General features: G+C 67.3%; 23 protein-coding genes. 14 read left to right on the top strand and 9 right to left on the bottom strand.

Annotated elements, in window-relative coordinates; genetic code table 11:
* The first annotated feature begins 33 nt into the window (after positions 1-33).
* The 5 genes from egtB to ACTG4X_RS11860 all read left to right on the top strand — a co-directional run bounded on the left by egtB (position 34) and on the right by ACTG4X_RS11860 (position 4588).
* The gene (gene egtB, locus ACTG4X_RS11840; protein WP_440533875.1) at positions 34-1287 is read left to right on the top strand and encodes an ergothioneine biosynthesis protein EgtB; all 1254 of its coding nucleotides are present in this window, start codon (positions 34-36) and stop codon (positions 1285-1287) included.
* Between the two features lie 2 nt (positions 1288-1289).
* Entirely contained in the window at positions 1290-2294 is a 1005-nt protein-coding gene (egtD, locus tag ACTG4X_RS11845) for an L-histidine N(alpha)-methyltransferase (RefSeq protein WP_440533876.1), read from the top strand.
* Between the two features lie 688 nt (positions 2295-2982).
* Entirely contained in the window at positions 2983-3267 is a 285-nt protein-coding gene (locus ACTG4X_RS11850) for a DUF427 domain-containing protein (RefSeq protein WP_093059105.1), read from the top strand.
* Positions 3264-4019, top strand: a complete 756-nt coding sequence (locus tag ACTG4X_RS11855) for a 2OG-Fe dioxygenase family protein (protein WP_440533877.1) — start codon at positions 3264-3266, stop codon at positions 4017-4019. Before ACTG4X_RS11850 ends, ACTG4X_RS11855 begins: the two co-directional genes overlap by 4 nt.
* 128 nt (positions 4020-4147) lie before the next feature.
* Positions 4148-4588 carry a universal stress protein gene (locus ACTG4X_RS11860; RefSeq protein ID WP_007833935.1) on the top strand — a complete coding sequence of 147 codons (441 nt, stop codon included), beginning with the start codon at positions 4148-4150 and terminating at the stop codon, positions 4586-4588.
* A 16-nt stretch (positions 4589-4604) separates the two neighbouring features.
* Here the strand turns inward: ACTG4X_RS11860 and ACTG4X_RS11865 are convergent, their stop codons facing one another.
* The gene (locus ACTG4X_RS11865; RefSeq protein ID WP_440533878.1) at positions 4605-5267 is read right to left on the bottom strand and encodes an RluA family pseudouridine synthase; all 663 of its coding nucleotides are present in this window, start codon (positions 5265-5267) and stop codon (positions 4605-4607) included.
* A gap of 95 nt (positions 5268-5362) precedes the next feature.
* Here ACTG4X_RS11865 and ACTG4X_RS11870 point away from each other — a divergent pair, with 95 nt between their 5' ends.
* Entirely contained in the window at positions 5363-6643 is a 1281-nt protein-coding gene (locus tag ACTG4X_RS11870) for an MFS transporter (protein WP_257014892.1), read from the top strand.
* On the opposite strand, the gene ACTG4X_RS11875 is transcribed toward ACTG4X_RS11870, so the two are convergent.
* Genes ACTG4X_RS11875 through ACTG4X_RS11885 form a run of 3 tightly spaced genes read right to left on the bottom strand, consistent with a single transcriptional unit; the run spans position 6640 to position 7381 of the window.
* Positions 6640-6927, bottom strand: coding sequence for a 2Fe-2S iron-sulfur cluster-binding protein (locus tag ACTG4X_RS11875; RefSeq protein ID WP_093059109.1), 288 nt, complete (start codon positions 6925-6927; stop codon positions 6640-6642). The genes ACTG4X_RS11870 and ACTG4X_RS11875 overlap by 4 nt on opposite strands.
* Positions 6924-7235, bottom strand: coding sequence for a VF530 family DNA-binding protein (locus ACTG4X_RS11880; RefSeq protein ID WP_093059110.1), 312 nt, complete (start codon positions 7233-7235; stop codon positions 6924-6926). The genes ACTG4X_RS11875 and ACTG4X_RS11880 overlap by 4 nt, the downstream gene beginning before the upstream one ends.
* Positions 7232-7381: a hypothetical protein gene (locus tag ACTG4X_RS11885; RefSeq protein ID WP_013542593.1), complete on the bottom strand. Its 150-nt coding sequence runs from the start codon at positions 7379-7381 to the stop codon at positions 7232-7234. The genes ACTG4X_RS11880 and ACTG4X_RS11885 overlap by 4 nt, the downstream gene beginning before the upstream one ends.
* 87 nt (positions 7382-7468) lie before the next feature.
* Between ACTG4X_RS11885 and ACTG4X_RS11890 the strand changes: the two genes are divergently transcribed.
* The 3 genes from ACTG4X_RS11890 to ACTG4X_RS11900 all read left to right on the top strand — a co-directional run bounded on the left by ACTG4X_RS11890 (position 7469) and on the right by ACTG4X_RS11900 (position 9656).
* Positions 7469-7987, top strand: coding sequence for a GNAT family N-acetyltransferase (locus ACTG4X_RS11890; RefSeq protein ID WP_093059111.1), 519 nt, complete (start codon positions 7469-7471; stop codon positions 7985-7987).
* 1 nt (position 7988) lies between these two features.
* Positions 7989-8672, top strand: coding sequence for a PepSY-associated TM helix domain-containing protein (locus ACTG4X_RS11895; protein WP_097199577.1), 684 nt, complete (start codon positions 7989-7991; stop codon positions 8670-8672).
* Positions 8673-8747: 75 nt separating this feature from the next.
* Entirely contained in the window at positions 8748-9656 is a 909-nt protein-coding gene (locus ACTG4X_RS11900; RefSeq protein WP_440533879.1) for a DUF808 domain-containing protein, read from the top strand.
* A 35-nt stretch (positions 9657-9691) separates the two neighbouring features.
* Here ACTG4X_RS11900 and ACTG4X_RS11905 read toward each other — a convergent pair whose 3' ends face one another.
* Together ACTG4X_RS11905 and ACTG4X_RS11910 are read right to left on the bottom strand one after the other, a co-directional pair.
* A complete protein-coding gene (locus ACTG4X_RS11905) occupies positions 9692-9904 on the bottom strand; it encodes a hypothetical protein (protein WP_440533880.1) in 213 nt (70 codons plus the stop codon).
* A 36-nt stretch (positions 9905-9940) separates the two neighbouring features.
* The gene (locus ACTG4X_RS11910) at positions 9941-11137 is read right to left on the bottom strand and encodes a YncE family protein (RefSeq protein WP_440533881.1); all 1197 of its coding nucleotides are present in this window, start codon (positions 11135-11137) and stop codon (positions 9941-9943) included.
* A 105-nt stretch (positions 11138-11242) separates the two neighbouring features.
* Between ACTG4X_RS11910 and ACTG4X_RS11915 the strand changes: the two genes are divergently transcribed.
* The 3 genes from ACTG4X_RS11915 to ACTG4X_RS11925 all read left to right on the top strand — a co-directional run bounded on the left by ACTG4X_RS11915 (position 11243) and on the right by ACTG4X_RS11925 (position 12832).
* A complete protein-coding gene (locus tag ACTG4X_RS11915) occupies positions 11243-11515 on the top strand; it encodes a DUF2164 domain-containing protein (protein ID WP_093177823.1) in 273 nt (90 codons plus the stop codon).
* A 126-nt stretch (positions 11516-11641) separates the two neighbouring features.
* Positions 11642-12001: a hypothetical protein gene (locus ACTG4X_RS11920; protein WP_256329652.1), complete on the top strand. Its 360-nt coding sequence runs from the start codon at positions 11642-11644 to the stop codon at positions 11999-12001.
* A gap of 33 nt (positions 12002-12034) precedes the next feature.
* A complete protein-coding gene (locus ACTG4X_RS11925) occupies positions 12035-12832 on the top strand; it encodes an enoyl-CoA hydratase/isomerase family protein (protein ID WP_093078754.1) in 798 nt (265 codons plus the stop codon).
* Positions 12833-12836: 4 nt separating this feature from the next.
* Here ACTG4X_RS11925 and ACTG4X_RS11930 read toward each other — a convergent pair whose 3' ends face one another.
* Entirely contained in the window at positions 12837-13943 is a 1107-nt protein-coding gene (locus ACTG4X_RS11930) for a M14 family metallopeptidase (RefSeq protein WP_097199574.1), read from the bottom strand.
* Positions 13944-13983: 40 nt separating this feature from the next.
* Positions 13984-15318: an MFS transporter gene (locus ACTG4X_RS11935; RefSeq protein ID WP_097199573.1), complete on the bottom strand. Its 1335-nt coding sequence runs from the start codon at positions 15316-15318 to the stop codon at positions 13984-13986.
* A 134-nt stretch (positions 15319-15452) separates the two neighbouring features.
* On the opposite strand from ACTG4X_RS11935, the gene ACTG4X_RS11940 reads away from it, so the two are divergent.
* Positions 15453-16355, top strand: a complete 903-nt coding sequence (locus tag ACTG4X_RS11940; protein WP_093059122.1) for a LysR family transcriptional regulator — start codon at positions 15453-15455, stop codon at positions 16353-16355.
* On the opposite strand, the gene ACTG4X_RS11945 is transcribed toward ACTG4X_RS11940, so the two are convergent.
* Complete coding sequence (locus tag ACTG4X_RS11945; RefSeq protein ID WP_097199572.1) at positions 16356-17012, bottom strand: glutathione S-transferase; 657 nt, start codon at positions 17010-17012, stop codon at positions 16356-16358. It lies immediately after the preceding gene.
* Positions 17013-17095: 83 nt separating this feature from the next.
* Between ACTG4X_RS11945 and ACTG4X_RS11950 the strand changes: the two genes are divergently transcribed.
* Positions 17096-17971, top strand: coding sequence for a helix-turn-helix transcriptional regulator (locus ACTG4X_RS11950; protein WP_097199571.1), 876 nt, complete (start codon positions 17096-17098; stop codon positions 17969-17971).
* Positions 17972-17974: the final 3 nt, after the last annotated feature.

A 17974-nucleotide genomic window follows, 5' to 3' on the forward strand; every position in this document is an offset into this window, starting at 1 on the left:
CTAAAACTTGCGGCTGACCCGACTGGAGACCCCATGACGCTTTCCCGGCCGATCACACAGGCGGCGAGCACACTGCGCGACAGGTTTCGCGAGGTGCGCGCCACGAGCCTGGCGCTTGCCGCTCCGCTTTCCGCCGAAGACCAGTGCATCCAGTCGATGCCCGACGCGAGCCCGACCAAGTGGCACCTCGCGCACACCACGTGGTTCTTCGAGACCGTGCTGCTGCAGCCGCATTCCGGCGGCTACCAGCCCTTCGACGCGCGTTTTCATTACCTCTTCAACTCGTACTATGAGGCGCTCGGGCCGCGGCATCCGAGGCCGCAGCGCGGACTGCTCACGCGGCCTTCGGTAGACGAGGTGCATGCCTACCGCCGGCACGTTGACGAGGCCGTGGTCGCGCTGCTCGAAGAGGGCGGGCTCGACTGGGCCACTGTCGAGCCCATCGTCACGCTCGGGCTGAACCACGAGCAGCAGCACCAGGAACTGCTGCTCACCGACATCCTGCACGCACTGTCGTGCAACCCGCTGCTGCCCGCCTACAAGCCCGCGAGCGGGCCCGCGCTGCGGCTGGCTGCCGTGCCGCCCGCCGTGCGCTGGATCGAGCAAGCCGGCGGCGTACTCGACGTGGGGTTCCCGGGGCAGGGCTTTTCCTTCGACAACGAGACGCCGCGCCACAAAGCCCTGCTGCAGCCCTATGCGATTGCCGACCGGCTGGTGAACTGCGGCGACTACGCGCAGTTCATCGCGGACGGCGGCTATCAACGGGCCGAGCTCTGGCTGTCCGATGGCTGGGCCGCCGTGCAGGCGAACGGTTGGAGGCATCCGGCGTACTGGCTCGAACCGGACGATCCACGCCTTGGCCTTGGCGCGCAGCAGCAGGGCAATGCAGGCTGGCAGGTGTTCGGCCTGCACGGCGTGCGGCCGATGGAGGCCGATGCACCCGTATCGCAGCTCAGTTTCTATGAAGCCGCCGCGTACGCCGAATGGGCCGGCGCTCGGCTGCCGACCGAATTCGAATGGGAAGCAGCGTTCGATGCACCCGGCATCTCGCAGATGACCGGGCATGTCTGGCAGTGGACGCGTTCGTCGTACGACCCGTATCCCGGCTTCCGTCCGATGCCTGGCATCGCGGCCGAATACAACGGCAAGTTCATGGTGGGGCAGCTGGTGTTGCGCGGCGGCAGCGTGGCCACGCCGGCAGGGCACACGCGGCCCAGCTATCGCAACTTCTTTCCGCCGGCGGCGCGCTGGCAGTTCTCGGGGCTGCGGCTCGCGAAAGACCTTTGATCATGCGCAATCCAACTTCTTCCTCGTCGCTGTCGTTCGCGCCTGCTGCGAAGCCGCGTGTTTCTTCTTCTTCCACGGCCGCGACGCCGTTGTCGGAGTTCGGGCGGGAGATGCAAGCCGGGCTTGCGCGCTCGCCACGCAGCATCTCGCCGAAGTTTTTCTACGACGCGGCGGGGTCGCAGCTGTTCGACCGCATCTGCGAGCTGCCGGAGTACTACCCGACGCGCACTGAGCTGCGCATTCTTGGCGAATGCGCCGGGGAGATCGCCGAACAGATCGGGCCGAACGCGGAGATCGTGGAGTTCGGGGCGGGGTCGCTCACGAAGGTGCGGCTGCTGCTCGATGCGCTGCGGGCGCCGAAGCGCTATCTGCCCATCGATATCTCAGGGGAGCACCTGGAGGCTGCGGCCGAGCGGCTGAAGGCGGACTATCCGAAGCTGGTGGTGCAGCCCATTGCTGCGGACTACACGATGCCTCTGGTGCTGCCTGCGCCTATGGCTGGTTCGGGGCGACGAGTCGGATTTTTTCCGGGGTCGACTATTGGGAACTTCGAGCCTGAGGAGGCACTGGCCTTTTTGCAGCTGGCTGCGCGGATGTTGCGTGGGGGTGGGCTGCTGATTGGGGTGGATCTGGTGAAGGATCCGGGGCGCTTGCATGCGGCCTACAACGATGCGCAAGGGGTTACGGGGGAGTTCAATCTCAATCTGCTGCGTCGGGCGAATGCCGAGCTGGATGCGGACTTCGATGTCGATGGGTTTGCGCATGCGGCGTTCTACAACGCGCCTCGGCAGCGGATCGAGATGCATCTTGTTAGCCGGCGGGCTCAGAGCGTTTCGTTGAATGGGGAACGGTTTGGGTTTGAGGAGGGCGAGACTATTCATACCGAGTACTCGCATAAGTTCACTGTTGAAGGGCTTCGGGCTTTGGCTGCTCGGGCTGGGTTTCGGCCTGGTGCGGTTTGGACGGATCCTGAGAAGCTCTTTAGCGTTCACTGGTTGGCTGCCTAGTTTTTGTTCCGGGGCCGGGACTCGCCCCGGCGGGCGACCTGCTTTTCTTTGCTTCGCCAAAGAAAAGTAGGCAAAAGAAAGGCGACCCCACTGTCTGCGACCCCTTCGCTTTGCGAAGGGGCAACCTGTGGTGCTCGCGTTTCGCGGGGTCTCGCCCAAACTCGCTTCGCTCAGACAAGGGCGAGCCCTTATCCGCGAAACGCTGCGCTCCTCGGCGCAGCCAGAGGGGTTGGAGACAACTCGGCCCTTTGCTTCGCTCGGCCATGAGGCCACCGCAGGCGCGCAGCGCCTGCAGTCGCACCCCGCCGAGCGCAGCGAAGGCCTGGTGGGCTCCCCCATCCCTTCTGGCTGCGCCGAGGAGCGCAGACGTAGACGGGATCAGGGCCGCAGCTGTTTGAGCGAAGCGAGTTCTGCGGACCCCCGTCTACGTCGAGCACCGCAGGTTGCCCGAAGCGAAGCGTAGGGACGCAGACGGCAGGGTCGCCTTTTCTTTGCTTACTTTCTTTTGGCGAAGCAAAAGAAAGTGAGTCGGCCGCCGGGCCGAGACCCGGCCCCGGAAAACAAACAAAGCAATAGTGCCCATATCGCCCCGAAGAAAGCGGGCAAGCCAAGCAACGGCACAATACCCAAGCCCCGTGCGGCAGCGCAACGGCCAGCGCCCGCAACCCTCCCCCTGGAGACCAAGACCATGAAAGCAACCTGGAACGGCGTCACCATCGCCGAAAGCGACGACACCGTGCTCGTCGAAGGCAACCACTATTTCCCGATGAGTTCGCTCAATCGCGACGCAGTCACCTTCAGCAACCACAAGACCACCTGCCCCTGGAAGGGCACCGCAAGCTACTACTCGCTGCTGGTCAACGGCGAACTCAACACCGACGCCGCCTGGTACTACGCCGACCCGAAGCCCGAAGCCGAAGAGATCCGCGACCGCGTCGCGTTCTGGAAGGACGTGAAGGTCAGCGCGCAGTGACCACGGCCGCTTTCACTCCCCCGTTCATCGCCCCCGCCGAGCTGCCTGCCGCATTGCGCGATCAAGGCTATGCGGTGCTCAGTCCGCAGGGCGTCAGCGAATGGCTCGGCGTTCCGCTCGCGCAGCTGAATGCGCTGCACGCGGACTGGAACGATCTCCCGCCCGACGAATACCTGAAGGACGGCGGCCGCTACCGCACGCGGCGCCATGCCTGCTTCACCGTCGAAGCCGACGACCATGCCACGCTGGCACAGGTGCCGCATCGCGCGCACTGGCAGCCGGTCGAATACAACGCCCTGCACGGGGGCATGCAGCGCTGGTTCGCGCCGATGCTCGAGGCCACCGTGGCGCAACCCGTGTGGCAGCGGCTGCTGCAGCAGCTCGGCAAGGCCAGCAGCGACATGCGTGGTGCGCGGCAGCGCTGGTACGTGGAAGCGCACCAGTTCCGCATCGACACCGCCGGCGGCATCGGCCGCCCGACGCCCGAGGGCGCGCACCGCGATGGTGTGGATCTCGTGGCCGTGGCACTGGTCGGCCGGCACGGCATCAAGGGCGGCGAGACGCGTGTGTTCGAAGCCAACGGCCGCCGCGGCGAGCGCTTCACCATGACCGAGCCTTGGACCCTGCTCGTGCTCGACGATGCGCGCGTGATCCACGAATCGACGCCGATCCAGCCGCTGGAAGAGGGCGGCGAAGGCTGGCGCGACACGCTCGTGATCACCTGCCGCGCCAAGGGTTTCCAGGGGGACTGAAGCCGCGCGGCGGTGCAGTGCGCCGTCGCTGGCACGAGTCCTACAGTCCGTCCGCGGAACAGCGGTTAAATTCGGGGCCCGGCTCCATGTGGGCCGTGTCTGTCTGCGAACGAAAGCGAGGTCCCGCCATGTTCAATCACATCCTGGTTCCGATCGACGGCTCCGAAACTTCCATGCTCGCCGTCAGCAAGGCCAGCGGCCTCGCGCTGGCTTTCGGTAGCCGCATCACGCTCATTCACGTGATCGACAACTACCCCTTCATCGGCGTGGGCGCGGACTATGCGCTCGGCCAGAACGAATACCTCGCAGCAGCCACGGCCAGCGCCAACGCGGCGCTCGCACGCGGCGTGGCTGCCCTGGCGGCCGAAGGCCTGCACAGCGACCAGCGCGTGATCGACGGCCACGTGGTGCACGAAGGCATCGTCGATACGGCCATCGCCATCGCGGCCGACCTGATCGTGATGGGCTCGCACGGCCGCAGCGGCATCGAGAAACTGCTGCTAGGCAGCGTGACGCAGCGCGTGCTGCAGGACGCCAACATGCCCGTGCTGGTCGTCAAGGGCGGCTGACTGGCTGACTAATTGGTCAGGAAACCACGACGAAATCGGGCGACCGTTTGAAGTAAAGCTCCTGCTGCGTCACCGGGTGCACGAACCCCAACTCGCTCGCATGCAACAGCAGCCGTGGCGCGCGTGCCTGCAAGGCGGCATCACCGTATAGCGCATCGCCAAGAATCGGGTGCCCGATCGACAGCAGGTGCACGCGCAGCTGATGCGAGCGGCCGGTCAGTGGCTCCAGCAGCACATGGGTCGCGGCAGGCTCGCCAGGCAGCAATGAAATCGCCTTCCATCGCGTGACGCTGGGCTTGCCGGCCGGGTCAGTCTTCTGCAGCGGCCTGCGCGGCCAGTCGGCCATCAGCGGTGCGTCGATCAGCGACCAGTCTTCCAGCACCGGCATCGCGCCATCGACGATGGCTTCATAGCGCTTGTGTACCCGGCGCTCGGCAAAGGCCGCGCTCAGCGCCCGCTGCATTTCGATGCCGCGTGCCATCACCACCAGCCCGCTCGTGGCCATGTCGAGCCGGTGCACGATCAGCGCGTCGGGCCATTGCCGCATGGCGCGTGCGCTCAGGCAATCCTGCTTGTCCTCGCCACGGCCGGGCACGCAGAGCAGGCCGGCGGGTTTGTCGAGCACCAGCAGGTGCGGGTCTTCGTGAACGGGTTGCAGGAGCGGCGGCGCGGTCGTCATGGATGCCGCAGAGTGTAGAGAGCGCGATGGTGGCCCGCACCCGCGTTCCCGGCCCCTCATGCCCCGCTCATCCGGCCTCGGCTATCCTTGAGCGAATGTCCGGCCCCGCCCCAGCCTCCGTTTCCTCTTCTCCCCCCAGCTTTTCCGACCTGACGCGCGAACGCCCGTTCATGCAGATGTGGACGGCGCGCCTGTTCGGCACCGCCGCCTCGCAGATGTTGCTGGTGGCCATTGGCTGGCACATGTACGAGCTCACCAGCAGCGCCTGGGACCTGGGCCTCGTCGGCCTCTACCAGTTCGTGCCCGCGCTGCTGCTGGCGCTGCTGGCTGGCCACGTCGTCGACCGCCACCACCGCGGGCGCATCGTGGCGGCCTGTTTCGCGGTACAGGGGCTGGTGGCGCTCGTGCTGCTGCTGGCGGTGCTGGAAAAGCACGACTCGCGCGGCCTGCTGCTGGGCCTGTCCCTGGTGCTGGGCGCCGTGCGGGCCTTCCAGATGCCGGCGCAGCAGGCGCTGACGCCGCTGCTGGTGCCGCCCAGCATGCTGTCGCGTGCGATGGCCTTCAGCTCGGCGGGCATGCAGGGCGCGATCATCGGCGGGCCTGCCCTCGGCGGGCTGCTGTTCGTGGCGGGCATGGCGGTGGTCTACGGCGCCAGCGTGGCCTTCTTTGTCGTCGCCTGCGCGCTGGTGCTGCGGCTTCGCTATGCCTACACGCCGGCCGCGCGCGAGCCGGTGACGCTGGCCACCGTGTTCGCGGGCGTCGATTTCATCTGGAAGCGCAAGCCCGTGCTCGGCGCGGTCTCGCTCGATCTGTTCGCGGTGCTGCTGGGCGGCGCGGTGGCGCTGCTGCCGATCTATGCCAAGGACATCCTGCACACCGGGCCCTGGGGGCTTGGCCTGCTGCGCGGCGCGCCGGCGGTGGGGGCGCTGGTGATGTCGATCCTGCTCACGCGTCGGCCGGTCGAGCGCCGCGTGGGGCGCACGCTGCTGCTGGCCATCGGGCTCTTCGGGCTGTGCATGGTGGTATTCGGCATTTCGAAGAGCTTCGTCGTCTCGCTGATCGCGCTGGCGGTCTCGGGCGGCGCCGACATGGTCAACGTGGTGATCCGCCAGACGCTGGTGCAGCTCGAAACGCCCGATGCCATGCGCGGGCGGGTGAGCGCGGTCAATTCGATCTTCATCGGCGCGAGCAACCAGCTCGGCGAGTTCGAGTCGGGCGCCACGGCGGCGCTGCTGGGGCCGGTCGGCTCGGTGGTGGTGGGCGGCGTGGGGACGATGCTGGTTGCGCTGACCTGGTTCAGGCTTTTCCCGTCGCTGGCCCAGCGGGACCGGCTGGTGGTGGCGGCGCCTTCGGTCAGGCCGCCGGTCAAGTCCTAGTCTGCGAACAGGGCGCGCGCGCCCGGCGCGTCGAGCGTGATGTCACCCAGCGCCTGCGCTACGCAGGGCAGGATCCAGCCTTCGGCTTTTTCCTCGGCGCTCAGGCCGGGCCATTCGATGATGTGGCGGGTTTCGCCGGACAGCCGCTGGCAGATGCAGGTGCGGCAGGTGCCGTTGCGGCACGAGCTCGGCAGCTCGATGCCGGCGGCCTCGGCGGCTTTCAGGAGCGTGGTGCCGGCATCGGTCTCGAAGTCGAGGCCCGAGGGCTCGAGTCGGACCTTCATGGCTGCGGTGGCTGGCTTTGCTGTTGTTGCTGCTGTTCGCGGCGTTGCTCGCGCAGCATGAAGAGGTAAAGGCTCTCGACCTTCTCGCGCGCCCACGGCGTCTTGCGCAGGAACTTGAGGCTCGAGCTCACGCTCGGGTCGAGCGTGAAGCAACGGATGGGAACGAGCTCGCTCAGGTGCTCCCACCCGTAGTAGTCGACCAGCGCGGTGACGATGGCCTCCAGCGTGACCCCATGCAGCGGGTTGCGCGGCTGGGCCTTCGCGGCCGCGGGGGCCGCTGGGGCAGGTGCTGGAGCGTCGTTCGTCACTTGTTCTTGAGCTTGCCGCGGGGAATGACCGCCGTCGTGATCGTGCGAACGGGCTCGATGCCGCCAGTGCCCACAGGCTTGGGCGGCGAGGTGTCCTTCTTCGGTTTCTTCGCTTCCTTGGTGCTGCGTTGCTGACTCTTGGCCATGTCGATTTCTCCTGTTGTTACGACGGATGCGGCAAGCAGTTTAGCGGTGCGGCGACAATACGCGGTTCCATTGATTTCCCCGCATTCATGTCAGATTACGAAGTTCGCCCCGCCACCCTGCGCGACGCCAAGGCCGTCGCCGAAATCCATTCCCTCGCCGCCAAGGCCGCCTACGAAGGCATCCTTCCCGAGGAAGAGCTGCGCGCCCTGGCCCCGGCCACCCGCGAAGCCAAGTGGCGCGAAGCCATCGAATACAGCGAGCCGCAGGTGCGTGTGGCCGTGCTGGGCAGCGAAATCGTCGGCTTTGTCGGCTTCGATCGCTCGCGCGACCCCAAGACCCCGCCCACCACCGGCGAAATCTGGGCTATCTACGTCAAGCCCGAGCACTGGGACAAGGGCGTGGGCGTGGCCCTCTGGGACGCCGCGCGCGAAGGCCTGGAAGAAGAGGGCTGCACCACGGTCACCATCTGGGTGCCGATCCGCAACGACCGCGCCATGCGCTTCCACGAACTCGCGGGTTTCAAGCGCGAGATGAAGACCGCCAAGACCACCGCCTTCGGCACCGTGCGCGTCGAGGAAATCCGCCTGAAGCGCGACGTTTCCTGACATGGACTCCGGCAGCACCGCCCTCGGCCACGCTGCGCGCGTGCGCGCGCACCAGCGCCGCACGACCGCCGTGCAGTGGATCCGCCGCACCCACGGCTGGTTCGGCCTTTGGGGCGCGGTGCTGGGGCTGCTGTTCGGTTTCAGCGGCATCTGGCTCAACCACCGCGACGTGCTGAAGCTGCCGCAGGCCCAGGAGCGCACGCGCGCCCAGCTGGTACTGCCCGACCCTGCGCCGGAAACGCCCGAGGCCATGAGCCAGTGGCTGCAGGGTGCGCTGCGCATGAGCGGCCCGCCTAACTCCCGCCGCATCGAGCCCGCCAAGCCCGTCGCCTGGGCCGACAAGAGCGACAAGAGCGCCCCCGTGCTCACGCAGCCCGCGCGCTGGGTGTTCAACTTCGGCGGCCCCAACGAGATCGTGCAGGTCGAGTACTGGCAGGGCAACCGCTCGGTCGGCGTCACCACCACGCACAACGGCTTTGTCGCCACGCTCACCAACATGCACAAGGGCGGCGGCATGCCGCTGCCGTGGATCCTGCTGGTCGACACGCTGGCCGGCAGCCTGATCTTCCTGTCGATGTCGGGCATGGCGCTGTGGATGCTCACGCACCGCCGCCGCCGCGTGGGGCTGGCGCTGTTCGGCGCATCGCTCGCCGCAGTGCTGGCCATTGCGCTCAGCGCTCTGTGATTCGTACGGTTATTGCAAGGGCGGTTGGCGGCTGCGGATAAGCTCGCCGCTTCTTTTTCAGCCCGAATCCTGCCCATGGCCACCAGCCTGCTCCTGCTGCTCGACGACATCGCGACCGTTCTCGACGACGTGTCGATCCTCACCAAAGTGGCCGCCAAGAAGACGGCCGGCGTGCTGGGCGACGACCTTGCCCTCAATGCGCAGCAGGTGTCCGGCGTCAAGGCCGATCGCGAGATCCCGGTGGTGTGGGCCGTGTGCAAGGGCTCGTTCGTCAACAAGGCCATTCTCGTGCCCGCGGCGCTGGCCATCGGCACCTGGCTGCCCTGGCTGGTGACGCCGCTGCTGATGGTCGGCGGCGCTTTTCTCTGCTTCGAAGGCGCCGAGAAACTCGCGCACAAGTTCCTGCACAAGAAGGAGCACGACGCCGACACCGAGCGCCACGAGAAGGCCGTGGCCGACGAATCGGTCGACGTGGTTGCCATGGAGAAGGACAAGATCAAGGGCGCCGTGCGCACCGACTTCATCCTCTCGGCCGAAATCATCGCCATCACGCTGGGCACCGTGCAGGGCCAGCCTTTCACGACGCAGCTGAGCGTGCTGGTCGGCATCGCGCTGATCATGACCATCGGCGTGTACGGCCTCGTGGCCGGCATCGTGAAGCTCGACGACGCGGGCCTCTACCTGAGCCAGCGCGCCAGCGCAGGCGCGCGGGCCCTGGGCCGCGGCATTCTGGCCACGGCGCCGTGGCTCATGAAGGCGCTGTCGGTGGCCGGCACGGCCGCGATGTTCCTCGTGGGCGGCGGCATCCTGGTGCACGGCGTGCCGGCGCTGGGGCATGCGGTCGAGGGCTGGGCCGCGGCTACGGGCGGTGTGTTCGGTACGTTGGGCTCGATGGGCGTGAATGCCGGCGTGGGCATCGTGGCCGGCGCCATCGTGCTGGTCGTGGTGGAGCTGGTCGGAAAGTTGCGCGGCAAGAAGGTCTGAGCCTGCTGCTGAAACCCGCCGCAAGGCGGGTTTTTTTATTGGCGCGTCTTGCCGCGCTTTATCAGCTCGACCACGATCAGCGCCACGCCCAGCACCAGCGCGAACCAGCCGACCAGGTAGGCGCCCGCGACCATCTCGAACCAGCGCGTGCCCTGGAGAAAGCGCGGCCCCAGCAGAACGGCGGCGCCGATCACGAGGCAGAGGATGCCGCGTTCGAGCGTGCGGAGTTGTCGTTTGGGTTGCGCCATGGATTCTTCGTTCGGGTTCGGGGGAGGGTGGATCGATCAGTGCGTCATTGTCCCGCGCATCGCAGCCGGGTGGCCCTGCAGCTGGAACGACTTGCCCGTAGGCACCAGCGTGTCGCCATCGAGCCGCAGGATCGTGATGTCCTGGTCGATGAAGTTGCCCACGTAGAGGTACTTGCCATCTGCGCTCCACACCGCGCCTTCGGGCAGGCCGCGCACCACCACCTCGTTGGCGCGCGTGACCTTCTTGCCGTCGATCTTCAGCAGCACCACAGAGCCGTTGCGGTTGTAGAAGTAGGCGCTTTTCGACGAGTTGCTGCCGCGCAGGATCACCGCCACGGCGTGCCTGCCGGTCGGGCTCACGGCCAGGCCTTCGGGGCCGTCGCCGACCACCACCTTGTCGACCACGCGCGGCGGCGCGGCTTCGAGATCGATCACGCTCACGGTGTCGACCTGGCCGTCGGATGCGCCCGAGTTGCCGTTGTCGGCCGTGAGCGCGAGCTTGCCGTCTGGCGTCACGTCGACGTTGTAGGGCCACAGGCCCGCCGCGAGGTCGACCTTGTTGTAGCTGACCTTCTCTCCGTTCACGTCGAGCAGCGCGATCTTGTGGCTCGGAAACTTGGCCGCCAATGCGCGCTTGCCGTCGGGCGTGAAGCGCACGTGCGCCACCGAATCGCCCATGGCTACGGTGTCGATCAGCGTCACCTTCTTGCCCGAGATGCGCAGCACGCTCACCGAGTTGTCGGCGCGGTTGGCCACCAGCGCGAGGTCGCCCGTGCGGTTGATCGACAGGCCCGAGGGCTGCTTGCCGACCTGCAGGGTGTCGAGCAGCTTGGGCGGCGTGGTCGTCAGGTCGATCACGAAGAGGCGGTTGTCGGGCACTTGCTTGCGCGCGCCGTTCTCCTCGACCACGTTGAGCGAGTTGGCGACCAGCGCCAGCGTTTCGCCGGGCGTGATCGCGAGGTTGGTCGGCGGGCCGGCGATGGTGTTGTCCAGCTGCAGCGTGCCGACGACCTTGGGCGCCAGCGGGTCGGTGCCGATGTCGAGCACCTGCACGGTGTCGCGCCCCATCGGGCCGAGGCTCACGACGCCGGCGTCGTTCCACGACTGCTTCTCGTCATTGGCGACCAGCATCAGCTGGCGCTGCGGCACGGTGGGGGTCAGGTTCGTGCAGCCGGGGAGAGCGGCAAGGGCTGCCAGGGCCAAGGCCGCGAGTGCGGCGGGGCGGAACTGCATGGTGTGTGTCTCCGGTGTAGTTGTGTGCGCGCATGGTAGCGGCAGCTTCGTCGCCAGGCCCCGTGCCCCGGCACAATCGATCGACCCAACCCCCGAGACCCCGCCATGACCATCGAGATACCGAAGGAAGCACGCCAGCAGGCCATCACGTCCATCGAACGCTATTTCCGCGAGAACATGGAAGAGCCGATCGGCAACATCGCGGCGGGGGCGCTGCTCGGTTTCTTCCTGGAAGAGATCGGCCCGCTGGTCTACAACAAGGCCGTGGCCGAGGTGCAGGAGCGCCTGCAGTCGCGCATTTCGGAGGTCGATCTCGAGGTGCACGAGGACGAATTCCAGTACTGGCGCAAGTTCGACAAGCAGAAGAAGGGCAAGTAGGTGTGGCGCGGGCGCACCGCGGCGATTTCAAAAGTGCTTCAAAACGTTGCAGAATTCGAAGCCATGCACCTTCCACGCACGCCCCTCCGCCCCTCGCTTTCTCCCGTCCTGCGCCTCCTGGCTGCCTTGCCATTGGTCGTTGCCGCATCGATGGCCACCGCGCAGCAGGACCCGTCCGGCTTCCCGCTGGATTCGGTCGGCTATCTGAACGAGGAACTGCCCCGCATGGAAGCCGCCATCGCCGCCAAGGACCGCAGCTTCTTCCATGGCGCGATGATCCGCACGGTGCAGTTCTCCGAACGCTGGGGCTTCAAGGTCAAGGCCAACCCCGATCTGGCGGCCTACCCGATGTGCACGTCGGCGGTCATGGACTACGTGGTCGTCGGCATGTGCAAGCTCACGCCGTCCGACGAGTGCGAGCCCGGACTGGCCTCGCGTTTCGACACCAACGTGCAGCGCTGCCGCGAAGTGGCCGCGAAAAAATAGACGGCAGACAAGCCACAGAAAGAGACACCCGCCATGGACTACGCCCGCTACCAGACCCTCGCCATCGCGCGCCGTGGTGCGAATGGCGCGGTGCTCGACATCCAGATGCGGGCGGCCAACGGCAAGCTGCCCACGGCGGGCCATGACGGCCACCGAGAACTCGCCGAGATCTGGCGCGACGTGTCCGCCGACGACACGGTGCGCTGCGCCGTGCTGCGGGGCGAAGGCCAGGGCTTCTCGGGCGGCGGCGACCTCGCGATGGTGCAGGACATGACCACCGACGACGCAGTGCGCCAGCGCGTGTGGCGCGAGGCGCGCGACCTTGTCTACAACATCATCAACTGCGACAAGCCCATCGTCAGCGCCATGCACGGCCCGGCCGTGGGCGCGGGGCTGGTGGCGGGGCTGCTGGCCGACATCTCCATCGCCACGAAGAACGCGAAGATCGTCGACGGCCATACGCGACTGGGCGTGGCTGCGGGCGACCACGCGGCTATTGTCTGGCCGCTGTTGTGCGGCATGGCCAAGGCCAAGTACCACCTGCTGCTGTGCGAGCCGGTGAGCGGCGAGGAGGCCGAGCGCATCGGCCTCGTGTCGCTCGCGGTGGAAGAGGCCGACCTGCTGCCGCGTGCCTACGAAGTGGCCGACCGGCTCGCGGCCGGCAGCCAGAGCGCCATTCGCCTCACCAAGTACGCGCTGAACAACTGGCTGCGCCAGGCCGGCCCGACCTTCGACGCCTCGCTGGCGCTCGAATTCATGGGCTTTGCGGGCGCCGACGTGCGTGAGGGCATTGCCTCGCTGCGCGAACGGCGCGCGCCGAACTTCAGCTGATCGATCAGGCCTTGCGAAGGCCCTGCAGCGTCTGCAGCAGCACGACGCGGGTCTGCCCGAGGATCATTCCCTTCCACTCGTCGTTGTCGCAGTAGAACGCGTCGCGCAGTTCTGCGCGGATCTCGCGCTTCTGCGCTTCCGGTGCCTCGGGGTGGCGGCGCAGCCAGGTGTCGGCGCGCAGGCGAGTCAGCACTTCGAGGTCGGGCAACGTACCGAACTCCAGGCCCATCGGCGCGATCTTCGCGTTCGGGCATTCGTCGTACGCGGTCGAGATCACCGGGCCCGACACGTCGGCCGAGGCCGAGTCGCCGGCAAAGGGCGCGAACACGTCCGCGCCCCACCAGGCGTGGGCCATCGCAAGGTCTTCGGGCGTATTGCGGCCCGGGTAGATCTTCTCGCCATGGCCGTAGGGGCCGAGGCCGGTGTGCACGTCGATCCAGCCGATGTGGGTAGCCGATGCGGCGTACTTGCGCAGGATCTTGCGGATGGTTCCGTTGCTCCACGAGGGCGCGGTGCCGCCGTAGAACAGGCCGTCGGGCGAGGTGTACTGGCCCTTGGTCACCGCCGCGCGGAAGGCGGTCATGCCGTGCTGCTGGACGTAGGCGGCCACGGCAGCTTCGTCGGCGGGTGTCGGTGGCCAGGTCGCGGGCAGCACCAGCGGTTCGACATCCGCGTACTCGGCGTTCACCGGTAGGGGCGCATTGAAGTCGATGTGGTTGCGGTTCAGGTCGATGTTGTCTTCGTTCGTGCGGTGCAGGTGCGAAAAGCCGTGCGGGTTGACCGCATGCACCAGCAGCAGCGCGACTCCGGCTTTTTCCAGCCGCGAAAGCAGGTCGGCATCGTTGAGCGTGGCGATCTGCGTGCCCGAGCCGCAGAAGCCTTCAGGGCCGTGCGTGCCCGAGGTCACGAGCAGCAGCTTCTTCGCGTCGATCGCGCCGATCAACGCCACGTCGGTGGCGAGCTCTTCGCCGAGCGCGCCGAGGTGCGCTTCGAGCACGAACGACTCGACAGCCGCGCCGCGCTGCGCTGCGGCCTCGAGAAACTTGGCGCGGGCTTCGGCATACGTGCCCGAGAAATAACGCGTGGCGGCGGAGCGTTGTGTTGTTGGCATGAGGTGGGGACTCCTGTGCGTGGAATGGTGAAGAAAGTCGTCAGGCCGTTGCGTGGGCGCCCGCGGCATCGATGTCGCGGCCCGTATGGTCGCGCAGCCAGAGCAGGCCGAGCAGCGAAACCACCGTCATCGCCACAAGGTACCAGGCAGGCGCGAGCTTGCTGCCCGTGGCGTTGAGCAGCCAGGTGCTGATGAAGGGCGCGAAGCCGCCGAACAGCGCCACGCCCACGCTGTACACCAGCGACATGCCGCTGGCGCGCACCGCCTTCGGGAACATCTCCGGCAGCATCGTGATGCCGGGCACCGTCTGCACCACCAGGCCGAAGCTGAACACGCCGAGCACGACGAACAGCACCGTCGGCGTGGGCGAGGCGTTGAGCCACAGGAAGCCCGGGTAGATCAGGATCGCCAGTGCGATGCGGCTCCAGACGATGAGCGGCTTGCGGCCCACCACGTCCGACAGCTTGCCGACGAAGGGCGCGAAGGCGAACGAGATCAGCCCGGTGAGCGCGGCGCCGAACAGCGCCACCGACGGCGTAAAGCCCAGCTCGCGCACGGCGTACGTCGGCATGTAGAACGTGACGACATATGCGGCCGTGGTGCCGCCCACCAGCGAAAGAATCGCTGCCAACACCGTCTTGCCGTGCTGCGTGCAGACGATCTTCAGGCTGCTCTCGCGCGGCGCGGCGGCTTCTTCCGGCGAGATGTGCAGCGACTCTTCGAGATGGCGGCGGATGTACATGCCCACCGGCGCGATCAGCATGCCGATGATGAAGGGCACGCGCCAGCCCCAGCTCTGCATTGATTCCGTCGACAGCGTGAAGGTCAGCAGGCCCACCACGACAGCGCCGAGCATCACGCCCAGGCCCTGGCTCGCGAACTGCCAGCTCGCCATGTAGCCGCGGTTGGACGGCGTGGCGTGCTCGACCAGCAGCGTGGTCGATGCACCCACTTCGCCGCCGGCCGAGAAGCCCTGGATGAGCCGCGCCAGCACGATGACGACCGGCGCCGCCACGCCGATGGCCGCGTACGTGGGCGTGAAGGCGATCAGCGCGCAGCCCAGCGCCATCAGGAAAATGGTGAGCGTCATGGCCTTCTTGCGGCCCGCGCGGTCGGCATACGCGCCGATCACGATGCCGCCCAGCGGCCGCATGATGAAGCCCACGCCGAAGCTCGCCACCGTCAGCAGCAGCTGTCCGTACGAATTGAAGGTCGGGAAAAACAGTTTGCCGATCACCAATGCCAGGAAGCCGTAGACGGTGAAGTCGAAGAACTCCAGCCCGTTGCCGATGGTGGTGGCCACGATGGTCTGGCGCCTGCGTGCGGGGCGAGCGGGGGACGAGGACGGCGCGGGCTGCTTGCTTGGGTTGCTCATGGCTCTCCAGTGTTGGCTTTGCTTTTCGAGGATGTCGGTCGAAGGTATCTACGCACTGACCGCGCCGGATGCTAGAGACTCGCTGCTGTCATGAAAAGACAATAATTGGGCGTCAAAGATAACTTTTGGTTGTCATGAAACCCAATCAGTTGCACGCCTTCGTGGCGGTGGTCGAGCAGATGAGCATTCGCGCCGCGGCCCGCGTGCTGGGCATTTCCCAGCCGGCCGTGACGAAGATCGTGCGCGAGCTGGAGCGCGAAGTCGGGGCGCCGCTGGTGGAGCGCAGCGTCAAGGGCGTGCGGCTCACCGAGTTCGGCAAGGCCTTTGCGCCACGCGCCCGGCTGCTGCTGGCCGACATGCAGCGCGCACGCGACGAGATCGCGCAGATCCGCGACGGGCTCACGGGCAAGGTCTCGCTGGCCGTCAGCACTTCGTTCGCGCTCACGGTGCTGCCGGCCGCGTTCAAGGATTTCCACGCGCGGCTGCCGGCAGTCGACGTGCAGTTCAGCGAAACGGTGCTGCCCTGGATGCTGGGGCGCCTGCGCGAGGGCTCGCTCGACTTTGCGGTGGCGCATGTGGTGCCGGGCCGGCTCGATCCGCAGTTCGAGGCGATGGAGCTCTTTCCGGTGAGGCTGGTGGTGGGACTGCGCGAGCGTCATCCGCTGCGCGCGAGCCGCTCGATCCGCGAGCTCTACAAGGCCGAGTGGATTCTTCCGGGCGACGACCATTTCAGCGGCCGCGAGGCCGTGTCGCCGCTGCTGCCACTGGGCCTGCCGCCGCCGGCGCGGGTAATCCAGGGGCAATCGGTCACGGTGGCGCTGGCGCTGGTCGGGCAGATGGACCTGGTCGGCCTGTTCGTGGAGCCGCTGGCAACGCTGACCTTCAAGCGCCACGGCATCCGGCGAGTGGAGATCGAGGAAGAGCTGCCCATGCTGAGCGTCAGCGTCATCAAGCGCCGTGGGCAACTGCTGACGCCGGCCGCGCAGCATTTCGTCGAATGCATCCAGCGGGCCTCGGCGGTGGCGATGGGCGGCTAGCTAGAGCGGCGGAAAGCTGACGCCGGCGTCGCCGGTCTTCCAGGGCGCGTACTTGTGCATGGCGCGTGCGAACAGGTCCGAGGCGGTCCAGCCGGACAGCCACGCTTGCAGGCGGGGCCAGGGCTGTGCATCGAACCACGCGGGCTCGACCATTGCGAACTGGCGCACGAAGGGCATGACGGCGGCATCGGCCAGCGTGGCATGCGCGCCAGTCAGGTGGGGCGAAGTCGACAGCCTGGCTTCGAGGTCGCGCAGGAACTGGGCGCCACGCTCGCGCGCGGGTTCGCCGCCATCCGCATGACGGTCGGGGTACTTGTAGCGGTCGAGCTGGGGCTTGAAGCCGTCGTCGCAGATGGCGACCAGTGCGAGCATGTCCTGCAGCGTGCCGGTGTCGGGCTGCAGCCAGCGCAGCGGGTCGTTGCGGTGCAGGGCCCACAGCATCACGTCGAGGCTCTGCTCCAGCACCGTGCCGTCTTCGGTCAGCAGCACGGGCACCGTGGCCTTGGGCGAGGCCGCCAGCATCTCGGCTGGCTTGTTCTTCAGCACCACCTCGCGCAGCTCGCAGCGCTGGCCGCTCGCAATCAGCGCGAGCCGGGCCCGCATCGCATAGGGGCAACGGCGGAATGAATAGAGGACGGGGAGGGCGGTGGCGGGCATTCGTGTGTGCGGGCGAAGCGGTCGATTTTCGGCGACCGCGGCTGGCTCGCAGCCGGGCGGGGTTTTCATCACAATGGACTGCCATGGCCGAACGCCTCTTCCTTCGCCTCGACGACGACCCCTTGCACGGGCCGGAATCTGGCGTGCCTGCGGGTACGTTGCGCGCGTTCCCGGTTGGGGCTGCGCTGCGCGGCCACGTCTCGCACATCATGCTGTACCGCGAGACCTTCGCCGAAGGGCACGAGGTGCGCGAACGCGTGCTGCCAGACGGCGCGGTGCGGCTGGTGTTCAACCTCGGCGATGCACCGTCCGCCGGTGAAGGCGAGGGGCTGGCGGTGGAAGCCATTGGCGCTTCGGCCGCGCCTGTGGTGGTGCGCATGCGGCGCAAGGTGGAGGGGCTCTCCGTCACCCTGCGCCCTGGTGCCGCCGCTGCGCTGCTGGGGTTGCCAGTGGGCGAGATCGGCGGCAGCGCCGTGGACCTCGATGCGCTGTGGCAGGGTGAAGGCACCGAGCTGCTGGGGCGCATGGCCGAGGCGCCGGACGATGCAGCGCGAGTGACGCTGCTGCACGCCGTTCTGCAACGCCGGCTTCGCGACAGCAGCGCCGCCGCAGGCAACACAGGCGCTGCCATGCATGCCGCGCAGCTCATCGCCGCATCCGATGGGCGTCGCTCCTTGCGCGAGGTGGCAATGGCCGTCGGCATTGGCGAACGGCGACTGCAGCAGCTCTTTCATGCCCATGTGGGCCTTTCGCCGCGCGCCTGGAGCCGGCTCGCGCGCATGCATGGTTGTCTGCGCGCGCTGCGGCTGCAGTCGTCGCCCGCGTGGGCTGATGTTGCGCTGGAGACCGGCTTCTACGACCAGTCGCACATGGCCAACGAGTTCCGCGCGCTCTGCGGCGTTACGCCGACGGAGTTCATGGGGCACGCCGTTTCGGGTTCTTCCAAGACGGCGTGTTGAGCG

Origin of the sequence: Variovorax sp. YR566 (assembly GCF_051992195.1) — a bacterium.
In the GTDB taxonomy this organism is placed as follows: Bacteria; Pseudomonadota; Gammaproteobacteria; order Burkholderiales; family Burkholderiaceae_C; genus Variovorax.